The 20,971-nt window shown below is 56.5% G+C and carries 18 protein-coding genes and 1 tRNA gene; 7 read left to right on the top strand and 12 right to left on the bottom strand.

The window, feature by feature from the left end; translation table 11 throughout:
• The first annotated feature begins 35 nt into the window (after positions 1-35).
• Together dapE and ACN0SY_RS13720 are read left to right on the top strand one after the other, a co-directional pair.
• Positions 36-1,217: a succinyl-diaminopimelate desuccinylase gene (dapE, locus tag ACN0SY_RS13725; RefSeq protein WP_417687995.1), complete on the top strand. Its 1,182-nt coding sequence runs from the start codon at positions 36-38 to the stop codon at positions 1,215-1,217.
• Between the two features lie 3 nt (positions 1,218-1,220).
• Entirely contained in the window at positions 1,221-1,814 is a 594-nt protein-coding gene (locus tag ACN0SY_RS13720; protein ID WP_417687993.1) for a hypothetical protein, read from the top strand.
• Positions 1,815-1,894: 80 nt separating this feature from the next.
• Here ACN0SY_RS13720 and dapD read toward each other — a convergent pair whose 3' ends face one another.
• A complete protein-coding gene (dapD, locus tag ACN0SY_RS13715; RefSeq protein WP_417687991.1) occupies positions 1,895-2,743 on the bottom strand; it encodes a 2,3,4,5-tetrahydropyridine-2,6-dicarboxylate N-succinyltransferase in 849 nt (282 codons plus the stop codon).
• Positions 2,744-3,068: 325 nt separating this feature from the next.
• Between dapD and ACN0SY_RS13710 the strand changes: the two genes are divergently transcribed.
• Positions 3,069-3,974, top strand: a complete 906-nt coding sequence (locus ACN0SY_RS13710) for an EamA family transporter (protein ID WP_417687989.1) — start codon at positions 3,069-3,071, stop codon at positions 3,972-3,974.
• Between the two features lie 3 nt (positions 3,975-3,977).
• Here ACN0SY_RS13710 and ACN0SY_RS13705 read toward each other — a convergent pair whose 3' ends face one another.
• The 9 genes from ACN0SY_RS13705 to rpmH form a co-directional block, all read right to left on the bottom strand.
• On the bottom strand, positions 3,978-4,385 hold the full coding sequence (locus ACN0SY_RS13705) for a hypothetical protein (protein ID WP_417687987.1): 408 nt from the start codon (positions 4,383-4,385) through the stop codon (positions 3,978-3,980).
• A 113-nt stretch (positions 4,386-4,498) separates the two neighbouring features.
• Complete coding sequence (locus ACN0SY_RS13700; protein WP_417687985.1) at positions 4,499-5,365, bottom strand: LysR substrate-binding domain-containing protein; 867 nt, start codon at positions 5,363-5,365, stop codon at positions 4,499-4,501.
• A gap of 90 nt (positions 5,366-5,455) precedes the next feature.
• Entirely contained in the window at positions 5,456-6,196 is a 741-nt protein-coding gene (locus ACN0SY_RS13695) for a pyrimidine 5'-nucleotidase (RefSeq protein ID WP_417687983.1), read from the bottom strand.
• Positions 6,193-7,080, bottom strand: a complete 888-nt coding sequence (gene argB / locus ACN0SY_RS13690) for an acetylglutamate kinase (RefSeq protein ID WP_417687982.1) — start codon at positions 7,078-7,080, stop codon at positions 6,193-6,195. Before argB ends, ACN0SY_RS13695 begins: the two co-directional genes overlap by 4 nt.
• Before the next feature lie 180 nt (positions 7,081-7,260).
• Positions 7,261-7,908 (bottom strand): ribosome biogenesis GTP-binding protein YihA/YsxC, encoded by a 648-nt coding sequence (yihA, locus tag ACN0SY_RS13685; RefSeq protein WP_417687980.1) that lies wholly within the window; start codon positions 7,906-7,908, stop codon positions 7,261-7,263.
• 70 nt (positions 7,909-7,978) lie between these two features.
• Entirely contained in the window at positions 7,979-8,620 is a 642-nt protein-coding gene (locus ACN0SY_RS13680; RefSeq protein WP_417687978.1) for a CatB-related O-acetyltransferase, read from the bottom strand.
• Positions 8,621-8,825: 205 nt separating this feature from the next.
• The gene (yidC, locus tag ACN0SY_RS13675) at positions 8,826-10,640 is read right to left on the bottom strand and encodes a membrane protein insertase YidC (RefSeq protein ID WP_417687976.1); all 1,815 of its coding nucleotides are present in this window, start codon (positions 10,638-10,640) and stop codon (positions 8,826-8,828) included.
• A gap of 5 nt (positions 10,641-10,645) precedes the next feature.
• Positions 10,646-11,053 carry a ribonuclease P protein component gene (rnpA, locus tag ACN0SY_RS13670; protein ID WP_417688716.1) on the bottom strand — a complete coding sequence of 136 codons (408 nt, stop codon included), beginning with the start codon at positions 11,051-11,053 and terminating at the stop codon, positions 10,646-10,648.
• Between the two features lie 65 nt (positions 11,054-11,118).
• A complete protein-coding gene (gene rpmH / locus ACN0SY_RS13665; protein WP_006934271.1) occupies positions 11,119-11,253 on the bottom strand; it encodes a 50S ribosomal protein L34 in 135 nt (44 codons plus the stop codon).
• Positions 11,254-11,678: 425 nt separating this feature from the next.
• On the opposite strand from rpmH, the gene ACN0SY_RS13660 reads away from it, so the two are divergent.
• The 4 genes from ACN0SY_RS13660 to ACN0SY_RS13645 all read left to right on the top strand — a co-directional run bounded on the left by ACN0SY_RS13660 (position 11,679) and on the right by ACN0SY_RS13645 (position 15,829).
• A complete protein-coding gene (locus ACN0SY_RS13660) occupies positions 11,679-12,443 on the top strand; it encodes a TVP38/TMEM64 family protein (RefSeq protein WP_417687974.1) in 765 nt (254 codons plus the stop codon).
• 46 nt (positions 12,444-12,489) lie between these two features.
• The gene (locus ACN0SY_RS13655; protein WP_417687972.1) at positions 12,490-13,917 is read left to right on the top strand and encodes a dihydrolipoyl dehydrogenase family protein; all 1,428 of its coding nucleotides are present in this window, start codon (positions 12,490-12,492) and stop codon (positions 13,915-13,917) included.
• A 73-nt stretch (positions 13,918-13,990) separates the two neighbouring features.
• Complete coding sequence (locus ACN0SY_RS13650) at positions 13,991-15,517, top strand: sensor histidine kinase (RefSeq protein WP_417687970.1); 1,527 nt, start codon at positions 13,991-13,993, stop codon at positions 15,515-15,517.
• Between the two features lie 235 nt (positions 15,518-15,752).
• Positions 15,753-15,829 (top strand) — tRNA-Arg (locus ACN0SY_RS13645).
• A 521-nt stretch (positions 15,830-16,350) separates the two neighbouring features.
• On the opposite strand, the gene ACN0SY_RS13640 is transcribed toward ACN0SY_RS13645, so the two are convergent.
• The gene (locus ACN0SY_RS13640; RefSeq protein WP_417687968.1) at positions 16,351-16,704 is read right to left on the bottom strand and encodes a hypothetical protein; all 354 of its coding nucleotides are present in this window, start codon (positions 16,702-16,704) and stop codon (positions 16,351-16,353) included.
• 413 nt (positions 16,705-17,117) lie between these two features.
• The gene (locus ACN0SY_RS13635; protein WP_417687966.1) at positions 17,118-20,912 is read right to left on the bottom strand and encodes a tetratricopeptide repeat protein; all 3,795 of its coding nucleotides are present in this window, start codon (positions 20,910-20,912) and stop codon (positions 17,118-17,120) included.
• Between the last annotated feature and the right edge of the window lie 59 nt (positions 20,913-20,971).

Below are 20,971 nucleotides of genomic sequence, written 5' to 3'. Positions count from 1 at the left end.
GTTTCTCCGACGCTCCGGTTCAAAAAAGAGGCCTCATGTCCGAGCAGATTTCCCGTGCCGTCCAGATCTCGCGCGATCTGATCCGTTGTCCGTCCGTAACACCTGCGGAAGGCGGGGCTCTTGCCTATCTGGAGAGTTTGCTCGCGGGGGCCGGATTCCGGGTCGAACGCGTCACCTTCTCCGACACCGAGACGCCGGACGTCGAGAACCTGTTTGCATCGTACGGCAGCGGGGCGCCGCATTTCGTATTCGCGGGACACACGGACGTTGTGCCGCCGGGAAACGAGCAGGACTGGTCACATGCGCCATTTTCGGGTGACATTGAAGACGGAGTGCTCTTTGGTCGTGGCGCCGTGGATATGAAGGGCGGTGTCGCGTGCTTTGCAGCCGCGGCGCTGGATTACATCCGTGAGCAGGGAGAGGCTTTCGAGGGCACCATTTCGTTCCTGATCACGGGGGACGAGGAAGGCCCGGCAGTGAACGGCACGGTCAAGCTACTCGAATGGTGCGAGACACAAGGGCACAAATTCGACACCTGCATCGTCGGTGAGCCGACCAACCCGGCAGAGCTTGGTGATGCAATCAAGGTCGGCCGTCGCGGTTCGCTCTCGGGCATCGTCACCGTCAAGGGCACTCAAGGGCATGCGGCCTATCCGCATCTCGCCAACAATCCCATTCCGGGTCTTATGAGGCTCATGTCGGCTTTGGACGGCGTTGTGTTCGACGCCGGAAATGAACGGTTCCAGCCCACCAATCTGGAGATTGTTACCTTCGATGTCGGGAACACTGCGTTCAATGTCATCCCGGCGCGGGCCCAGGCCCGTTTCAATGTCCGTTTCAACGACGAATGGACGCTCGACAGCCTGAAGGAGAGGATATCCAGTGAGCTGTCTGCTGCTGCCGGCGACGGTCTGGCGTGGGAGCTCGAATTCCGCCGCGACGCGAGCGAATCCTTCCTGACCAAGGATGAACGTCTGATCCAGACGCTAAGCGATGCCGTTCTTGCGCGGACCGGGCGCGTGCCGGACCTGAGCACGGGCGGAGGCACCTCGGACGCGCGCTTCATAAAGAACTATTGCCCCGTGGTCGAATTCGGGCTTGTCGGACAGACCATGCACAAGGTCGACGAATGTGCCGCCTTGTCGGATATCGACGGCCTGACGGCAATCTACCGGCAGTTCCTTGAGGACTACTTCAAGGCAGCAAGGGGCGTCTGACGAATGCTGAGCGGCCTAGAGATCTCACGAGCGCTGCAAGGGTGCTGGCTGCTGTTTCGAAATCGCCCGGAAGGCATGGGCTACTTTGATGTGTCTATCGAAGGTTTCTGGCGCTCTTTCCGGGTCGTATTTCTGCTGGTTCCGCTTTTCATCATCAGCTCGATGTCCGAGCGACGGCTGATTATCGAAGAGACCAACATCCTGGCGGAAAACTTCCCCGAGAATGCCTACTGGATGGCCCAGTTCACGAGCCTTGGCGTTGACTGGATCGCCCTGCCGCTGCTTTTGGCTGCGCTGTCAGCCCCCTTGGGCGTTTCTCGAGGGTATGTGCCCTTCGTGATTGCACGCAACTGGTCGAGCCTTGTCGTGGCCGCTCCCTATGTCATCGTCGGTCTCTTGTACCTGTCCGGTGTCATCGCACCCGGCATCATGGTGCTTCTGTCGCTTGCGACACTCGTCGTCATGATCTGGTACCGCTATCAGGTGACGCGGATTGCGCTCCAGGCGGCTGTCGGAACGACAATCGGCGTTGTGGTGCTGGACATAATCCTGTCGCTTGTCATCGGCGAAGTCGCGGGCCGGATTTTTGGCGTTTGAGAACACCGCATTTTACTGATGGGCGAAAGTAAAAAGCCCGCCTCGATGAGGCGGGCTTTGATTTTACGAATGGCTACGAATTAATCGCGCAGCAGCTCGTTGATGGCGGTCTTGGACCGGGTCTGAGCATCAACCGTTTTAACGATGACTGCGCAGTAGAGGCTCGGGCCCGGCGTTCCGTCAGGAAGCGGCTTGCCCGGCATCGCTCCCGGAACGACCACCGAATAGGCAGGTACTTCGCCGATATGGATCTTGCCTGTCTGGCGATCGATGATCTTCGTCGATGCGCCAATGAAGACGCCCATGGACAGGACAGCGCCTTCGCGCACGATCACGCCCTCGACGACCTCTGAGCGGGCGCCGATGAAGCAGTTGTCTTCGATGATGACCGGGCCGGCCTGGAGCGGTTCCAGAACGCCGCCGATGCCGACGCCACCGGACAGATGCACGTTCTTGCCGATCTGCGCACAGGAACCGACTGTTGCCCAGGTGTCGACCATGGTGCCTTCATCGACATAGGCGCCGAGGTTGACGAAGGACGGCATCAGGACGACACCCTTGCCGATGAAGGCTGAGCGGCGAACGGTACAGTTCGGCACGGCACGGAACCCTGCCTCTTCAAAATCGACACCACGCCAGCCGTCAAACTTGGACGGAACCTTGTCCCACCAGGTTGCATCACCCGGGCCACCCTTGATGACTTCCATGGCATTGAGGCGGAACGACAACAGAACGGCCTTCTTGGCCCACTGATTGACAACCCAGTCGCCGTCCTTCTTCTCGGCCACCCGCAGCTGGCCGCGATCGAGAAGGTTCAAGGTCAGCTCGACGGCATCGCGGACGTCGCCGGTCGTATGGGTATCGATGTTGGCGCGGTCTTCGAACGCTGCATCGACAGTCGCGGCGAGTTTGACGAGGTCGTGGGTCATCAGGCTCAATATCTCCGGCAAAATGCGGTTGAAATCGTTGAGCGGACCTAAGCCGTGCGGCGGCGGTGTGTCAAGCGCAGCGGAGGTAAAACCGGCAGCGACAAAGTGGCAAAATTACCGTCTGTCCCCGGTACCGCGACCAGACGGCTCTGCGAGAGAGGCCCTCTGCCGATCATATCGTATGGCCTATGGTCCAACATCTCAGGCTCTGCAGCGCGCATTTGGCGATGCTTGAGGACAAGTCAATTGCATCGTGTGGAGCTGAGAATAGGCTGGCGGAGCGGTCGATGGCCGTGTTGATAACGGCAGCGGCGAGTGAGCGCACATGGAACTCTGGATCCCGATCACGATCTTCGCTGCATTCTGCCAGAACCTGCGGTCGGCTCTTCAGAAGCACCTGAAAGGAACGCTTGGAACAACCGGAGCGACCTTCATTCGTTTCGGCTACGGGTTTCCTTTCGCGATAGCGTATGTGCTCGCACTTCATGAGTTTGCAGGCTTCGAGCTACCCGTCATCAACGCGCGGTTTCTTGTTACCGGGGCTTTTGGCGGCCTTGCCCAGATTGCGGCGACCTTCCTCCTCGTTCACCTGTTCGCTTATCGAAACTTCACGGTCGGAACGGCGTATTCCAAGACCGAACCTGTACAGGCAGCAATTTTCGGCCTTGTGCTCCTCGGCGAGCACATCACCTTGACCGCCGCGGTTGCAATCCTGATCGGTGTCTTTGGGGTGGTGATGATCTCGCTCGCCCGGACCCCGTCAGGTTGGCGGGATCTGGTCGCTGCGCTGACAGGGCGTCCTGCACTGATCGGGCTTGCATCAGCCGCTTGCTTTGGGGCCTCCGCCGCTGCCTACCGGGCAGCTTCGCTGTCGCTTTCCGGACCGGGCTTTCTCATGCAGGCGGCATTCGCTCTCGCATGTGTGACGCTGTTCCAGACCGTCGTGATGGCCGTCTGGATGTCGTTTCGGGAGAAGGAACAGCTTGGTGCCAGCCTGCGAAGCTGGCGCAGCTCTGTTTGGGTCGGTTTAGCGGGCGTAGCAGGTTCGGCCGGCTGGTTTACTGCCATGACTCTGCAACAGGTCGCCTATGTCAGGGCCCTTGCGCAGATAGAGCTCGTCTTCACGTTTCTGGTCTCGTGGCTGGTCTTCAAGGAGACCATCAGGCACGCCGAGATCGTTGGCTGCACGCTGATCGTCGTGGCCATTCTGATCCTGCTGCTCAGCCGTTAGGCGTCAGGGGTTTAAAACGATGACCTTGGTGCGTCCGCCGTCGCAGGTATAGCAACAGTTCTTGCAGCCATTTCGGTTGTTGTAACCGACGCCCCAGTAGCTGTTGTTGCGATTGCGCACCCAGGCGCCATAGCAGACCTTTTCGCCATACCGGCAGGAAATACGAATGGTCTTGTTGCTGTAGTCATTCAGCACATAGACTTTTTTGTTTCCGGGCCAAACGTGACCGCGGCGGGTCTGGGAATAGAGTTCGACGTCCACTATTTTCGGATGTTCGCTCCGGAATTCCCAAAGAAGCGTTTCAGCTTTTGCCGAATGTGTCAGTCCGCCGAATGTCGTCGTAACGGTCAGGCTCAGCAGCACCATCAAAAATCTGGTGAGCGCTCGCCCCCGGCTTTTCAAAATCGTCATGATCTGCCCCCACATGTCATGCCAATGGACGTCGTGACCCCTCTGATCCTTCGACGTTCCTGTAGGGTAGTATGGCGAAAAGGCTCAAACGAGCATACCCCTGATGGGGAATATCAGGCGGCAGTCTGGAGCAACCAATTCCGGAAAGCCCCGACCGGCCGCGACAGTGGGCGCGACGGCGAGCGAACGAACCAGTATCCGGTTTCCAGTTCCAGAACGGGCCAATCGGGCAGGACAAGATGTCCGGCTTCGACTTCCTTCTCGACGAAGCGCCGGTCGATCACGATTGCTCCCATGCCGGCTATGGCCGCCTGGATTGCCAGGTCACGACTTTCCACCAACGTGCCGGAATTGGCCTCTGAATGGGAAATGCCAGCCTTCTCAAGCCATTTCGGCCAGTCGCCGCGCCGGCTCGCACTGTGCAGCAGGCGTAGTTTTCCGATGCTTTCAACCGGTGAAGCAGGGCCGTCGGGAAGCAGCCATGGCGCAATCGCGACGGCTAGATGCTCCTGCCAGAGAAGGGCGCTGTCGATGCCTTGCCAGGCGCCTTTTCCGAGCCGGATGGCGCAATCGTAGTTTTCCCGCTCCAGGTCCACGACGCGGGTAGACGCGGAAAGAAGGATTTCTACATCGGGCTGGATGGCCTGGAATTCAGGCAGGCGAGGGATCAGCCATCGCGTGGCGAATGTAGAGACCGTGCTGATACGCAGTTCCGTACGCCCGCGGCGCTTGAAACTGTCGACGGCTTCATCGATCCGCTCGAACGCATCCCCGATGCCGAGCGCCAGTCTTTGGCCTTCTTCTGTAAGGGACAGTCCGCGCCCGTCGCGCAATACCAGCGTCGTTCCGAGTTCGCTTTCCAGCTTGCGCATGAGGTGGGACAGGGCGGAAGGAGATACGCCAAGTTCTTCAGCGGCCTGGGCGGCCCGTCCATGCCGGGCTAGAAGAGAGAAAGCGTGTAGGGCGCGCAGCGATGCCATGGGCGGTGTCTTTGGTAATTGAGTTTATCTCAATATACGGCAATGCGTTGCCCGGCGCCAGCAGGGCTCTTGGAAAACAGTTTTAACCGATCAGATCGACCCGTTGACGGCCTTCAGGAAACCGGCGAGATCGTCCGTGACGAAATCAACCGGGCTCTCGTCCTCGCGCTCCAGATCCCAGCTTTCCTGAAAGACTTCGCGTGTACCTTTCGGAATGATCAGGACCGTACGCATTCCCAGCCCGTGCGGGACCGTCAGGTTTTTCTGCAAGTCCTCGAACATGGCTGCACGCACGGGAGAAACACCAGTCCGGTCGAGAAACATGTCGTAGGTCTCCCGGTTCGGTTTCGGCATGAGATCTGCTGCAACGATGTCGAAAATATCCTCGAAATGATCGGTTATTCCGAGGGCTGCTGCCGTACGCTCCGCATGAGGCCGATCGCCATTCGTAAAAATGAACTTGCGGCCGGGAAGAGAGGCAATTTGTTCGCCGAGCGCCGGGTTTGGCAGGATGGTTGAATAGTCGATGTCGTGAGCGTGACGGAGATAATCATCCGGATCGACCTGGTGCTCCGTCATCAGACCTCGCAGCGTCGTACCATACTTGTGATAGTAGGCTTTTTGCTGCGCCATTGCTTCTTCCTTGTTCAGGTCTAGAAGCTTCGCGACATAGTCGGCGATCTGGCTGTTGATCTGGCCGAAAAGGTCAGATTCGATCGGGTAGAGCGTATTGTCGAGGTCGAAGACCCATGCTTCGACCCCCTTGAAGACCCGAAGGTCCTGAGTGTGTAGGTGGCGCCCCTCGTAGGGAATGCTTTTCTTGCCGGTCACGGTCGGATCAACGTCCCCACGCCACCTTCGGTGAAGAGTTCCAGAAGTACGGCATGTGGCACCTTACCATCCAGGATGACCACGCCTTCGACGCCCTGATCGAGTGCATCGATACAGGTTTCGACCTTGGGAATCATTCCGCCGGAGATCGTTCCGTCGGCGATCAGTTCGCGCGCCTTTGAGACGGTCAACTGCTTGATCAGCTTGCCTTCCTTGTCGAGAACACCTGGAACGTCGGTGAGGAACAGCAAGCGCTTGGCATTCAGTGATCCGGCAACAGCGCCTGCAAAGGTGTCGGCATTGATGTTGTAGGTTTCCCCATCCGGACCGGGCGCGACCGGCGCGACGACCGGTATGAGTTCTTCCTTCAGGACCAGTTTGAGTACCGTCGGGTTGACGTCTGCGGGTTCACCAACGAAGCCGAGGTCGACGACCTTCTCGATGTTGGAGTCCGGATCAACCATGGTACGGCGCAGCTTTTCCGCCGTGACCATGTTGCCGTCCTTGCCGCACAGGCCGACCGCACGGCCACCTTCGGCGTTGATTGCCTGTACGATTTCCTTGTTGATCGAGCCTGCAAGGACCATTTCCACGATTTCGACGGTGGCCTTGTCGGTTACGCGCAGACCCGCCTGAAATTCGCTGACAATACCCAGACGGGTCAGCATCTTGCCGATCTGCGGTCCGCCGCCGTGCACAACCACGGGATGGACGCCAGACTGGCGAAGCAAGGTGATGTCCCTGGCAAAGGCGCGCCCGAGTTCGACGTCGCCCATGGCGTGACCACCGTATTTCACCACGACGGTTCGGTCGTCATAACGCTGCATGTAGGGCAGTGCCTGGGCGATGACGTGGGCGCGGCTTTGGTGGTCCGGAGAGGTCATTGGGTCGGTGGTCTCGCTCTGGGCCCTGGCACATCCGCTTTCGAGGCAGGAGGCCGTCAGGCTTATCGGGTTCAAGACGCCAGGGCAGCGGCTGTTCTGGTGAACGTCCCACGTCCTGGATGGTTCAATTCAAATGCGGTTGATAGCTGTTTTCGTTGAGCTTCTCAATCGCGTCCGCGGTCAGTTCTTCACCAGTTGATCGATTTCGGCCCTGAGTTCGGCAAGGCCCTTGCCCTTCTCCGAAGAGGTGGCAATGACTTCCGGATAGGAGGCCGGGCGCTTCGCCAGCTTGGCAAGGGTTTCATCTATCAGGCGTGTCAGAGCCGGGGGCTTGATCTTGTCCGATTTGGTCAGGACCACCTGATAGATCACTGCCGCCTTGTCGAGCAGGGACATGGCTTCCTCATCGATTGTCTTGATGCCGTGACGGCTGTCGATCAGAAGGAAGACGCGGCGAAGGGTTGGCCGCCCGCGCAAATAGGCGAACACGAGATTGGTCCAGGCTTCGACGAGTTCCTTCGGTGCCTGCGCATAGCCGTAGCCGGGCATGTCGACAATCGTCAGCGGTGCGTCATCGGCCGAGAAAAAGTTCAGCATCTGCGTCCGGCCCGGAGTGCTTGATGTTCGGGCCAGACCCTTGCGACCGGTCAGGGCATTGATCAGGCTCGACTTGCCCACGTTGGACCGTCCCGCAAAGGCGATCTCGGTGTTGCCGATCTCGGGCAGATTGGCCATGTCGGTGACGCTGGTGCGGAAGTCCCAAGGCTTTGCAAACAGAAGCCTTGCTTGCTCAAGTTGTTCGTCAGTGAATTTCGGTTCGTCGCTCATGCTTGGTCTTCTAGCTGGCATTGCGCCCGGCGTCGAGTAAACGATGGCGGGCGCGGATTATTGCGGCGTTTCAGGAGTTCACCTGGCGCAGACGGGAAATGTCGCATCCGCGAATGGCGGCGAGGTTTCCGGTAATTTTCTCGACGGGCCAATCCCACCAGGCAATATCGAGAAGTTCCTCTATCACCTTCGCAGGAAACCGCTGCCGGACGATACGGGCAGGGTTGCCGGCGACAACGCAATAGGGCGGCACATCGTGTGCCACGACGGCCTTGGCAGCAATGATCGCGCCGTCCCCGACGCAAACTCCCGGCAGGATCGTGGCATCCGTACCGATCCATACATCGTTTCCGATGATCGTGTCACCGCGCGACTGCTCGAGGAAAACCGAAAGGTCGCAGTCTTTCTCCCAGCCGTTCTGGAAGATCTGAAAGGGAAAGGTTGAAAGGCCGCCAAGCGCATGATTGGCGCCGTTCATGATGAACTCCACGCCAGTTGCAAGCGCACAGAACTTGCCGAACACGAGGCGGTCTCCGAGAAACTCGAAATGGTACCGGACGCATTTGTCCTGGAAGCGTTCGGGCTTATCGGGATCATTGTAGTAGCTGTAGTCGCCGGCTTCGATATTCGGGCCGGTAACGACGTTCTTGATGAAGACGGTGTGATTTGCTCCCGGAAAGGGGAAGCGAGAATTCGGATCGGGACCGTGCATGGAAACTCCACGATTTCAGAAGTAGGCAAGGAGGAAAGGCAGCATCCGCTGCGAGCGACCCGGTGGTCGGCAAACGCCTTGCAAAACGGGTCTGAAGTCAGTGGATCATCGTCACGATACTCCTGATCGCCGGGCTTTCCGGCGTGAATGAAAAAGGGCCCCGCCTTGCGGAGCCCTCGTTTTCTAGCAGGTTGCCTGCCACTTGTCAGCTTTTGTCCGCGGCTTCTTTTTTCCGCTTGAAGGTGCCCTTCAGATTGTCGAAGAGCTCTACCTTCACGCCCTGGCGGCGCATGATCACCCACTGCTGTGCAACCGACAGCGTGTTGTTCCAGGCCCAGTAGATCACGAGACCGGCCGGGAAGGACGCCAGCATGAAGGTGAAGATTACCGGCATCCAGGTGAAGATCATCTGCTGCGTCGGGTCCGGCGGGGCAGGGTTCATTTTCATCTGGACGAACATGGTCACGCCCATGATGAGAGGCCATACACCAAGCATCAGCATCTGGGGCGGGTCCCACGGGATGAGGCCGAACAGGTTGAACAGGGTAGTCGGATCCGGAGCCGAAAGGTCCTGGATCCAGCCGAAGAACGGCGCGTGACGCATCTCGATGGTCACGAACAGAACCTTGTAGAGCGAGAAGAAGACAGGAATCTGGATCAGGACCGGCAGGCAGCCTGCCAGCGGATTGATCTTTTCCTTCTTGTAAAGCTCCATAAGGGCTTGCTGCTGCTTCGCACGGTCGTCTGCGTAGCGCTCGCGAATCTCGGTCATCTGCGGCTGCACGAGCTTCATCTTGCTCATGGAGACGTAGGACTTGTTGGCGAGCGGGAAGAAGACCAGCTTGACCGCAACGGTGATCAGCAGGATTGCAACGCCGAAGTTGCCGACCAGATGGAACAGCCAGTCGATGGCGAAGAACATCGGCTTGGTCAGGAAGTAGAACCAGCCCCAGTCAACCAACAGTTCGAAGCGGGAAATGTTCTTCGCTTCCTCATATGCGTCGATCAGGTTGGTTTCCTTGGCACCTGCAAACAGGGAGGAGGTATGGCTGGCGCTGGCGCCTGCTGCGATCTCCACTGCCTGGCCGAGGAAGTCGGCCTGATAGTTGCCGGTTGCAAGGGAGTAGCTAAAGCTGGGCTGAAAGCTGGAGCCCGGTGTCGGGATCAGCGTCGTTGCCCAATACTTGTCGGTAATACCGAGCCAGCCCTGGTCCACCTCTGACGGACGAATCTGGCCTTCCTCGGCGAGGTCCGAATAATCGATTTCGCGCAAGCCTTCCTCGCCGAAGACGCCAAGGAGGCCTTCATGGAGGATGTAGAAGCCGGACGTTTCCGGCTCGCCGTTGCGGGCGATCAGGGCATAAGGGAACAGCGTGACGGCTTCGCCACTTGCATTCTCTACGGTCTGGCTGACATCGAACATGTAATTGGTGTCGATGCTGAAGGTGCGTTTGAACGTCAGGCCCTGGCCATTGTCCCAGGCAAGTGTGACCGCATTGGACGGGGAAAGGGTTGAATTCCCCTCTACGGACCAGAGCGTATCGGTCCCCGGAAGAGCCACGTCAGCACCCGGGTTCGCTACCCAGCCGTAGTCTGCATAGTAAGGCTTCGGGCTGCCCTTGGGCGACAGCAGCACGATGGTCGGGCTGCTCTTGTCTACCGTCTCATGATAATCCTTGAGACGAAGGTCGTCGAGACGCGCCCCTACCAGATTGATTGAACCGGACAGGCGCGGAGTGTCGATGACGACCCGCTCGTTGCGTTCCAATGCCTGTTCACGGGTCACAGTCGCAACAGCCGCACCTGCCTGCGGGCTGGAAATTTGTCCAGGTGTCGCGTTTGGGGCTGGGGTGACCGGATTTCCGGCAGCCTCCGCCGCCTGGCGTTCAGCTTCCTGCTGCGCCTGAAGGGCAGCCTGTTGGCGCTCCATCTGGGGCTGGGCGATGAAATACTGCCAGCCGAGCAGAACGATCAGCGACAGAACGATTGCTAGAATCGTATTTCGGTTTTCGGAGAACAACTGGACTACCCCTGTTTTCTGCTCGATGCGGCATTGGGAGCCGGCTTGCCTCGATGGGCGCTCGATCTGGGGCGACGTTGCCCCGACCGTGGATCAAGTGCAAGCGGAAGGCCTGATTTGATATCTGATACGAGATCCTCGAAGGGCAGGGACAGTGCAGTCTCACGCCCGATGAGAACGAAATCCGTCATTGCGGGAACATCGGACGGATCCAGCGCTGCAACGGCTGCGCGCAGTCGGCGCTTGATCCGGCTGCGGACCACCGAATTGCCTGTCTTCTTGGTCACCGTGTAACCAACGCGCGGCGCGCCGTTACTGTCGCTTTTGAGGGCTTGAAGCACAAAAGCGCGCCGTCCTACCCGTCCACCTTTGGCGACGGCTAGGAATTCGGAGCGCTTTTTAAGTGTTTCCATCGGCTGTGGTGTAACTTGTGGGTCAAAACCAGTCATCACCAGCGGCGCCGAGTGCGTTGGCCGGATCAGGCGCTGAGGGACTTGCGGCCCTTGGCACGGCGACGCGCGAGAACCTGACGGCCATTCTTGGTAGCCATGCGTGCACGGAAGCCGTGGCGACGCTTGCGGACAAGACGGCTCGGTTGATACGTACGCTTCATTGTTCTTACCCGCGCGAACAGCGCGGCCCTTGCTTATCGAATGTCTCGGAGGAAGCACCCTTAGCGCCATATTCTGACGCGCCCATAAAAGGCATGGTTCCGGATGCGAATTCCAGTCGAGCGCGCTTATACGGGGCAGAGCCGCGCAAGTCAACGCGCCATCCTGCAATTATCTGCAGTAACTTGCCGTTTAAGGCCGTGGGTTGGAAAACTCCAGCGGTCGTGCCTCCGAAGGGGCGAAGAAGCGCTCACCATTGGCTCACTTGTCGGTGATATGGGCTTCTTATTGGGCGTTTTCATGTACACGTTTACGACAAATAACGGCGAGCAGCAAAGCAAGGGACCAGGAAGCGCAAGGCATGAACGAGGGTATCTCCGGAACGGACCCGCATTTGAAGAGGAAAGCGCAGGGCAGGAAATCCTCCATGACGCAAGCCTCAGCCCGATTCGGCAATACCGTTCGCCGGTGGGTTCCTGTTGCCCTGATACTGGGTGCGATGGCTTTCGCCTGGTTCATGGGTTGGCACGAACAACTGACCCTTTCGGGACTGATCAGGAACCGTATTGCCCTATCAGGGTTCGTTGACAGCAATTTGGCGTTGGCCGTCGGCGGTTACGTCGGCCTTTATATTCTGGCGGTCGCATTGTCGTTTCCCGGAGCTTCCTTCCTGACCATTGCCGGGGGGCTCCTTTTCGGTTGGCTCGTTTCTGCCACGGCGACCGTCGTCGGTGCCACATTGGGTGCAACGCTCATCTTTCTGATCGCGCGCTCCTCCTTTGGGGAACTCCTGACCGGCCGGGCAGGGCCGTTCGTCTCCGGTCTGGCAAAGGGTTTTCGGGAAAACGCCCTCAGCTATCTCCTGTTCCTGCGGCTGACGCCCGTCTTTCCGTTCTGGCTGGTCAACATCGCACCCGCGATTGTTGGGGTCCCTCTTGGAACATACGTGCTTGCGACCTTTATCGGCATCGTACCCGGCACTTTTGCATTTGCAGTGATTGGGTCCGGACTCGATAGTGTGATCGCGGCACAGGAAGCTGCGAACCCGGGATGTGCTGAAGTCGGCACGTGCGAGCTTGAAGTCGGAGCGCTGCTGACGCAAGAGCTGATCGTCGCATTCTTCGCGCTGGGTATTGCTTCATTGATACCGGTCGCCCTGAAGAAATTCCGGTCGCGGTCGGAACGGGGCTGATGGGTGGCGCTCCAGGCCACGCGCTGCATTTGAGAAAAGGTTCGCCATGTCTGCTCTTCTGAAACCGGACATATGCGTAATCGGGGCCGGCTCCGGAGGGTTGTCGGTTGCCGCCGCAGCCGCTGCCTTTGGTGTCGACGTCGTCCTGATTGAAAAGGACAAGATGGGTGGCGACTGCCTCAACTATGGCTGTGTGCCCTCCAAGGCTTTGCTTGCAGCGGGCAAGGCAGCATCAGCACACGGTCCGGATCCGCGCATCGGCGTTGTCTCGGGTCCGGGCGAAATCAGCTTTGAAAGCGCCAACCGTCATGTTCGCTCGGTGATCGCGGCCATTGCGCCGCATGATTCTGTCGAAAGGTTTGAAGGGCTCGGTGTCACGGTCCTGCAGGGCGAAGCGCGCTTTGAAGACGCCGGTAGTGTTGTCGTCGGTGAAACCAGGATCAAGGCTCGGCGCTTCGTGATCGCCACTGGCTCGTCCGCGGCGATCCCGCCGATCGAGGGACTTGCTCAGGTGCCCTATCTTACCAACGAGACCTTGTTCGAACTGACCGAGGCGCCGGAGCACCTTCTGATCATCGGCGGCGGCCCCATTGGTCTGGAAATGGCGCAAGCGCACCGCCGTCTAGGCAGCCGAGTTACCGTCGTCGAAGCACAGAAAGCACTTGGTCGAGATGATGCGGAACTGGCAGGAGTGGTTCTCGAAAAGATCAGGGGTGAGGGCGTTGGTCTTCTCGAGGAGACCAGGGTCACATCCGTTCGTTCGGTCGATGGCGTGATCGAGCTTTCGGTTGAAAATTCTCACGGCAAGTCGGTTTTGAGCGGGTCGCATCTCCTGGTGGCAACCGGCCGGACCCCCAATGTCCAGGGGCTCGGACTCCATGAGGCTGGTATCCGGTTTTCCAGCAGAGGCATCGAGATTGATCGGGGTCTGCGCACGTCCAACCGGAAAGTGTATGCGATTGGAGATGTCGTCGGGGGGCTGCAGTTCACACATGCAGCGGGTTATCAGGCGGGGCTCGTGATCCGCTCCATTCTGTTTCGCCTGCCGATCCGTTTCGATGACACCATCATGCCCTGGGTCACCTATACCTCCCCGGAGCTCGGACATGTCGGCTTGAGCGAAGCCGCGGCTCGTGCTCGTTTTGGGAAAGGTGTTCGGGTCCTCACCGCGGACTACTCGGGCAACGACCGGGCGATTGCAGAAGGTCTCCCCCTTGGCAGTCTCAAGCTGATTGTCGGACCGGGCGGTCGTCTACTTGGGGGCGATATCGTCGGTCACCAGGCTGGCGAAATCATCAACCTGTTGTCTCTTGCCCTGTCCCGAAGACTTAAAATGAAGGATCTTGCCGGATTTGTCGCACCTTATCCGACGCTGGGCGAACTGGTGCGCCGGGCAGCGATTTCCTACTACGCGGACGCCCCCAAGTCCTCCATCGTTCGCTCGATTGTTCGCTTTCTTCGCAAACTCGGGTAAGAAATAAACACAGCATCCCTGTGCGCCGCGTTGATTAGGTGGCCATTGGCGAAAGCATTGCGAGTGTTGTTGCATGAAGCATGACGGTCTTCCGAGCGGTCCGGCGGAACCTGCGATTTCTGCCCAGGGCGTCGTAAATGGAGAAGATGGCATGCGCGCCCCTGACGGAGCGCGCCTGGGCGGCCTGTCCGGGAAGCTCCTCCTTCTGACCATCGTCTTTGTCATGCTCGCCGAAGTATTCATCTATGTTCCGTCGGTCGCCAATTACCGCAACACATGGCTGAAGGATCGTCTGGCGACCGCCGGTGTCGCAGCTGCTGTCTTGAGCGAGACAAATACGATTGCACCGCGCTTGCAGGAGGAGCTTCTGCGCACCACCGGTGCAACAGCTATCTCTCTCGACCTTGGTTCCCGGCGGAGCCTGATTGCCATGAGCGAGATCCCCTTGAATGTGGAGTTCGTTGTCGATCTGTCGGAGATGACGGCGTGGAGTTCGATCATCGAGAGTTTCCGGATTCTTGCCTATCGCGGCGATGGCTTGATGCGCGCTGTCGATGCCGGTCAGATGGGGTTGGTCAAGCATGTCGACGTCGTCTTGCCGATCGCGTTGTTGCAGAACGACATGCTCGCATTCTCCTGGCGCATTCTGGGACTGTCCCTGGTGATCTCGGTCATCACGGCAACCCTGGTCTATGTCAGCCTTCGCGCGTTGTTCGTTCGTCCCTTGCAACGGCTGACGCGCTCCATGGATCACTATGCCGAAGCGCCTGATGATGCGTCCCGGATCATTGCCCTGACCGGCCGTAAGGACGAACTTGGCGATGCCGAAGTCCGCCTTGCGGCCATGCAGGAGGCGCTGTCACGCCACTTGCACCAAAAACAGAGACTTGCTGACCTCGGTCTCGCTGTTTCCAAGATCAACCACGATCTCAGAAATCTGCTCGCCTCCGCGCAGCTGTTTCTGGAGCGCTTGGAACATGTCCCCGATCCGACGGTTACGCGCCTTGCGCCCAAGATCCTCGCGACCCTGGACCGCGCGGTGACCTATACTCAGGCGGTGATGGCTTATGGAAAGGCGCAGGAAGAAGCCCCGAGACGGCGCCTGCTGTGCCTGCATACGGTCTGCGAGGACGTCGCCGACGTATTGGGGCTATCGGAGAGCAGCGCGGTTGCCTTTGAGAACTCTGTTCCAAAGGACCTGGAAGTCGATGCAGATCCCGAGCAGATTTTCCGAGTGCTTCTGAACCTTTGCCGCAACGCGGTTCAGGCTCTGGAGGCGGAGAAGGACCCGTCTCTGGTGCGCCGGATCACACTGGATGCGAAGCGCGAAGGGCCTTGCGTTCATATATCTGTCAGTGACACCGGGCCGGGCATCCCGGCAATGGTCCGAACTGCCTTGTTCAAGGCATTTCACGGCAGTTCGAAACAGGGTGGTGTCGGGCTGGGCCTTGCGATCGCCTCTGAACTGCTGAAGGCTCATGGCGGTCAGATCTGTCTCGACGAGACGGCCAAGGGCACCTGCTTCCATCTTGAAATTCCAGATCAACCCCCGGTGACTGACCACAGGTTCAGACTGGTGCGCAACGCCAAACGAACGTGAAGCCTGCGCGATCAGAGTTTTTCACAGGCTGAAATGACCGGATTTGGGCGCTTTTTTTAAGGTCCGTGAAGAAGCGGAAAAAAAACGAAAACGGCGCTTGCAATGCGCAAGGGAGCAAAGTAGAAGACCTCCATCGCATGGCGGCGCCCCAAGCGCGGCCAACGGTTTCGCGAGGCAGTCTCACGGTCCTGACGAACAGTCTGAGAGGCCATTGAAGACCAAGCCGCCGCAAAATGCACCGGTAGCTCAGCTGGATAGAGCACCAGACTACGAATCTGGGGGTCGGGGGTTCGAATCCTCCCCGGTGCGCCATTATTTTCAATAACCTAGCATAAATTCACTGTAGCGAAAACAGGACTGTGTAAGCATTGTGTAAGCAGTTTTCGCCTGCTGTTCCGGCATCGAGTCAGTCGGCGCCATTCTTTCTCTGTTCCCAAATTTGAAAAAGAAGAAGCCTCGTCAGAGCCGTCATAAGTTGTCTTCGGCTCGAGAATCCAAGGCTCTGAAACAGTGCTATAGCCGTCAGAGGTCGTGGCAGGTTGTCAGCTTCGGCACACGCGCCCGCAAAACATAATCCTAAACAACATCCTGACATGTTCTGAAAACACCGCGCGTTTCCAAGTCCAGCGGTCGCGAATAACCCCGTAGGACAAAAAGGCTCTGAAAGGACCCGCGACCGGATAGCGCGATTACACTTCAATAATAGTGAAGCGACTAAGCATACGAGACTATTCATACCTCTGATTGCGCATTTGCTACAGAGAGCATTTCTTCACTCTGTTTTTTGCCGTAATCGAGAATTTTCTGATTTGTCGGTTAAGCTCAGACAGGACTCAATCTAACCAAATCGGCGATGTTAAAGCATTAGCTGTCAACGCAAAAAGTACGTCGGGTGCTGCACTACGATCGTTATCAACTTCACGGCCAATCAGTGCATCGTACCTTAGGTCTCTGGCAATAACGGCCAGTTCTTCAATCCAACTTCGTGTCAGGTTTTGGATCTTGATCCATGCATCTAGATTTTCCTGCCGCAGGTCACCGTGCTTCGCTCGTAAAGCCAATTCCATTAGCGCCTCATACTTCACAGCATCTTTCCCACGCGTGCTAGCGTAACGCATCATCGTTCCATTTGCCCAAGCGTTATTCCAATCGTCTTGGTTTCGGGCAAGCGCATGAAAGCGTCCCATTCCCTTATTTCTTACGGCCTTACGAAACTTTTCACTGGCTGTGCTGGGTTCTAGGACATTTAGAACACATGCATTCTCTGATATTTTTGCAGCACATAGTTTCTGCCCAGATAAACGTGCAAAATTCTGGTCAGTTGTTAGAAATACTGCACTGTGCTGCACTAGTTCTGGTTTAGATGGAGCCGCTGGGGGAGGAAATGTCCATTCGAAAAAAATGTTATCTGTACCATGATACCATCTTATATTGTTATATATATACATAGACGTTTCTTTCGGTGGATTGTAAGTGCTAAAATATATTATGATTTTTGCTATTTATTTGCATGTTGAGAATCTTAACTAATTGCGGAGCAGGCGTGTATTCTGAAATATAGCTGATTAAACTAAAATAAAGTTGCGACCTCATTGTCGGATTAGCGCGTAATGAACGGATTGCCGTAAAGCGTCATCGCAAGCGACCGACCAAAATCATGACTGGTAGCATCTGCGACCGCATTGTTGCCAGCAAAGCAAGCATCGATAATCCAATCACCATTGCTCCAAGAATTTAGAAACGCATTGAGCCAAGGTCGTGCGAGCGTGAATGGTATGGGCCAGGATGGGGCGATAACGGCAGATAGCCCGTTATCGAGCAGTTTATGAGTGATCCCTAAAAGACCACCGCTTTCAGGATGCAAGTCCAAACGTCCACCCGAACAGACAAACAAGACCGCTACCCGGCTTCCCCTCAATATGTCTGTTAGTTGCCGCAGATCTGTTGGCTCATGACGGTCGTCGCCCAACCCTCTGAAATATCTGTTGTCCTCTGCCAGACCGCCATGCGCGCCAATTATGGCGAGATCTGCCGACGCTAGGGCAGTTGGGGTTGAGGAATGGGTGTAGAGCTCAATGTTTGCTGACGTAAGAATTTCCTCAATATCGCCAGCCATCAGGTTAAGTGTGTCTATATGCGAAGCGCCTGCCGCAACCGGTATCCAAGCTGCCGCGGTGCCGTCGCTTTGTCGATTTTCGGCAATCGAGGCTTTCAGCCATGAGAGAGATGGAGTACTGGCCAGCGCCCTAGAGGCACCGGCAAGATCATCTTCAACCGTCAACACGTTCGGCGGCACCCGAGAGAGGTCGCCAGAGATGATTAATGTGCGCTCCGGAAGCCAAGGCAGTCCCAAGTGTTTGGTCGCATCCCGGAAACCTTCCGCATTGAGTCTGGGGTCCGAGTATGCATAAGGAAATGTCTGGCCCCATTCAATCAACTGTCTGGGGTCGAAGATTTCAGATGGCACTGCCACCGGTGCTTGCGGGCCTTCAGCGGTCACAGTCATCGACATTAGCCCATTCCCGTCCGATGCCAGACCTATAATGGGAATTCCCAAACCGGCGATTTCGACGGCAGCATGGAGCGGAGACTTCGTATCTTCGAAAATTCGGGCTGCTGCTTTAATTTCTTTCCCGTAGTGATGGACACCAACGCCTTGTGCACTGAGAAGTTCAACAGAATATGCGAAGCCTTCAGGATCTGCCTCTTGCGTGGAAGATCTGGCGAGCTTGCTTCCCATCGTCCGCGCGATTCGAAGATCGTAGCTAACGTCGTCGTTATATCTCGCTGACTGGATGGAACTGGCCACAGATGCTATCGCCGAAGCCTTTGGCGAGCGGTCCATTGCCGCTATCAAACTTTGGTGAGAACCAGCCAGACTGGCAGAAAGATCCTGTAGTGTTCGATGGACCTCAGATGACAACTCCATGCCATCCAATTCTGCATGGTCAATTAACTGCCGCATCATCACAGAAATTGGAAGTGCTTCGTCCCCAACGTCCAAAACGGCCTGCGCATTTGCTACTGCACTTTCGAGAAGCCGGGTTATTGGCCATGCTTCTACGCTCCCAATAACATATTTGAGAAATTGCACATGAAACTCCAGCATCTCAAGTCGAGTAGCGTAGAAATCGGCGCTAGTCGATCCGTTCGACACTTCCCGCAGATGTTCGATGATGTGAAGTGACTCGTCTACCAAACCAATATCTCGGAGCACACGAAGAAGAATCGTATTCTCCTTCCAGATTTCAATCCAGGTTCCATCTGAAGGCAATTCTAGAGCGGCAATAAGTACGAGCAGTGCCTCGCGACTCCGATGAAGCCTTGCGTATATGTCCGCAAATGCTGTGAGTGCTTTCCTGCGCCTCTCTGGACGTTTGCCTGCAACGGCAAGCATCAACTCCGCTAAGTCGCGTGCGTCTTGAGAGCGTCCGTTCAATATCAGCTGCACTGCTATGAGGCGCACGATTTCCAGGTCGCCATCGACATTTTTTGCTGCTGGGGCAATAGCAAAAGCCACCGTAGCGATATGCTTCAATACCTGCTCATCAGTAGGTGAATTCGAAGCATTCGCGTAGTAGTCGACCATTTGATATAAGCCGTTTAAGACTTGATCTGGATCCTCGCCTAGAACATCAACAGGGATTGCATCGCGCCCCATTTGCACGACGCCATTGTTTTTCTCTCCTAGCGAGACAAGGGCACGTTCAATAATGTTTGGAAGCCGTTCGATGTTGCCGAGCTGCTCCCAGTCGTGATCATCTTTCTCGATTTTTCGCGATTTCACAGCCCGACCCAGCGCATTCATCACCAACGCCGTAATGCCACCGAATCCTGTACGCTCGACTTCGAAGAAGTCCGCCATAGTAGTGCGCGTACAGCCATCATCCGGATGCGCAGCGATATGGGTCGCTGCTAAATCGATGAAGCGCAACACTACGTTGGTTCCGACTGCTTGACTTCCAGATACAAGCGAGCGTTCAAGAATTCCACGCGCGACGTTGAACCAGTCATTGTCCCAGGCGATTTCACCAGAGAAAAGCAGTGCCACTGCTTCATCCCGTCTACCGGTACGCTCTAGAGAACGCATAATTTCCCGTTGGATTTCGCTCGCCCATTCAGGTTTTTTCGCTGCGAGGCTTCGCATTAGTTCCGTAGGTTGAGAAAAGCAGGGACCCGAGATTCCGTCAGCAAGTAAGCGATATAGTTCACCAAGTTCTTGCTCTTTGGCGTTTAATGAGGCCCTTAGTTGTGCCGAAGCTCTATCGTAATCACCGGAACGCGCTGCGCTACGTCCGTCTATGGATCGGAGAAGCTCTGAGCTGGGATGGAGTGTCTTGATTCGCTGGCGGACGGTCTCAATCAGCCATTGCCGATGCGTTTTTAGAGCTACTAGGAGTGCAACTTCGAGCTCAGTTAATCCGAGGAGGTCAGGAAGCGCACGCTCTATAAGTACTTGAGCAAAATCATCGCGACCGATTTCAGCTGCAACTTTGGCTACGCCAATCAAATTATGACTATTTAGCGATGAGATCTTTTCGTCAGACTCATCCAAGATCTGGCTCGCTTCGTCTTGAAAACCGGCTTGCTGGTAAACCACGAGGCGCAAGTACCATTTGCGCATATCCGAGAGACTATCGTCGTTTTCTATAAGTGAGAGTGCTTTTCCGACAGCACCGGCTTCAATGAAACCGTGGACCGCGCTAACTCTCGAGATCACGTCCTCGGGTGGAAGGTCCTCTTCGCGGACGTTCCCACACAGGCCAACATTTCCGACCGACTTTAAAAGCTCAATATTTGACGAACGCAATGGAAGTTCTTCGCCAGTATCTAAAATGATGTAGTTGTTGGTCGAATTTGCCCTAATTTCCACAACCGTCATCAGGTGGTGCAGGTGCGCGCACCAAATATCTTCGGAAATATAGCTGCCCTCTTCAAAGGGTTTTACATTTGATGATGTGTAAAGAGCAGCTTCGCCAATAATTATCGCCTGGTTCTTTATATCAGGGGGGAGTAATTTGGCGAGCGTCTCTTGATCAAAATCAGTTGCTTGCACGAGCAGTAGGTTCGCAATTGTTTTCTCAACGAATTGAAAGGTTCTCTGTTCATCTGTTTCAAACCGCCGAAAGGCGCGCCCTAGGCCTTCACGAACTTCTCCGTGCATTTGATGTTTGCTACGACCACCGAATGGCGGAAGCACGACGCATACTGAATCGACATAGGGATTGCCGTCTTTGTCACCCATCATCGAGAGGTAGCCAGCGATTTCGCCTAGCCGAGAAATACTGTTTCGCCTGCCCAAAGCGAACACGTCGGCATTGCCCCATTCGAAATTTCGCCGAACAGTAGAGATTAGTTCATGCTCTTCGAGTTGTACCGTTGTTTGCTCAGCCATCGGTTACCATAGCTACATTCAAATAAAGACCCAGATTTTGTTAATTATTACATGCCGCT

Origin of the sequence: Roseibium sp., assembly GCF_048261595.1 — a bacterium.
Classification (GTDB): Bacteria; Pseudomonadota; Alphaproteobacteria; order Rhizobiales; family Stappiaceae; genus Roseibium.
Note: the sequence above shows the minus strand (reverse complement) of the source record. Positions and strands in the feature narration are given on the sequence as shown.

Coding starts and splice junctions, on each gene's coding strand:
- ACN0SY_RS13650 (WP_417687970.1), top strand. CDS start 13,991: ATGAAGCATGACGGTCTTCCGAGCGGTCCGGCGGAACCTGCGATTTCT.
- rpmH (WP_006934271.1), bottom strand. CDS start 11,253: ATGAAGCGTACGTATCAACCGAGCCGTCTTGTCCGCAAGCGTCGCCAC.
- ACN0SY_RS13680 (WP_417687978.1), bottom strand. CDS start 8,620: ATGCACGGTCCCGATCCGAATTCTCGCTTCCCCTTTCCGGGAGCAAAT.
- argB (WP_417687982.1), bottom strand. CDS start 7,080: ATGACCTCTCCGGACCACCAAAGCCGCGCCCACGTCATCGCCCAGGCA.
- ACN0SY_RS13660 (WP_417687974.1), top strand. CDS start 11,679: ATGACGCAAGCCTCAGCCCGATTCGGCAATACCGTTCGCCGGTGGGTT.
- ACN0SY_RS13720 (WP_417687993.1), top strand. CDS start 1,221: ATGCTGAGCGGCCTAGAGATCTCACGAGCGCTGCAAGGGTGCTGGCTG.
- dapE (WP_417687995.1), top strand. CDS start 36: ATGTCCGAGCAGATTTCCCGTGCCGTCCAGATCTCGCGCGATCTGATC.
- rnpA (WP_417688716.1), bottom strand. CDS start 11,053: ATGGAAACACTTAAAAAGCGCTCCGAATTCCTAGCCGTCGCCAAAGGT.
- ACN0SY_RS13710 (WP_417687989.1), top strand. CDS start 3,069: ATGGAACTCTGGATCCCGATCACGATCTTCGCTGCATTCTGCCAGAAC.
- ACN0SY_RS13640 (WP_417687968.1), bottom strand. CDS start 16,704: ATGGGACGCTTTCATGCGCTTGCCCGAAACCAAGACGATTGGAATAAC.
- ACN0SY_RS13700 (WP_417687985.1), bottom strand. CDS start 5,365: ATGGCATCGCTGCGCGCCCTACACGCTTTCTCTCTTCTAGCCCGGCAT.
- ACN0SY_RS13635 (WP_417687966.1), bottom strand. CDS start 20,912: ATGGCTGAGCAAACAACGGTACAACTCGAAGAGCATGAACTAATCTCT.
- ACN0SY_RS13705 (WP_417687987.1), bottom strand. CDS start 4,385: ATGACGATTTTGAAAAGCCGGGGGCGAGCGCTCACCAGATTTTTGATG.
- ACN0SY_RS13655 (WP_417687972.1), top strand. CDS start 12,490: ATGTCTGCTCTTCTGAAACCGGACATATGCGTAATCGGGGCCGGCTCC.
- yihA (WP_417687980.1), bottom strand. CDS start 7,908: ATGAGCGACGAACCGAAATTCACTGACGAACAACTTGAGCAAGCAAGG.
- dapD (WP_417687991.1), bottom strand. CDS start 2,743: ATGACCCACGACCTCGTCAAACTCGCCGCGACTGTCGATGCAGCGTTC.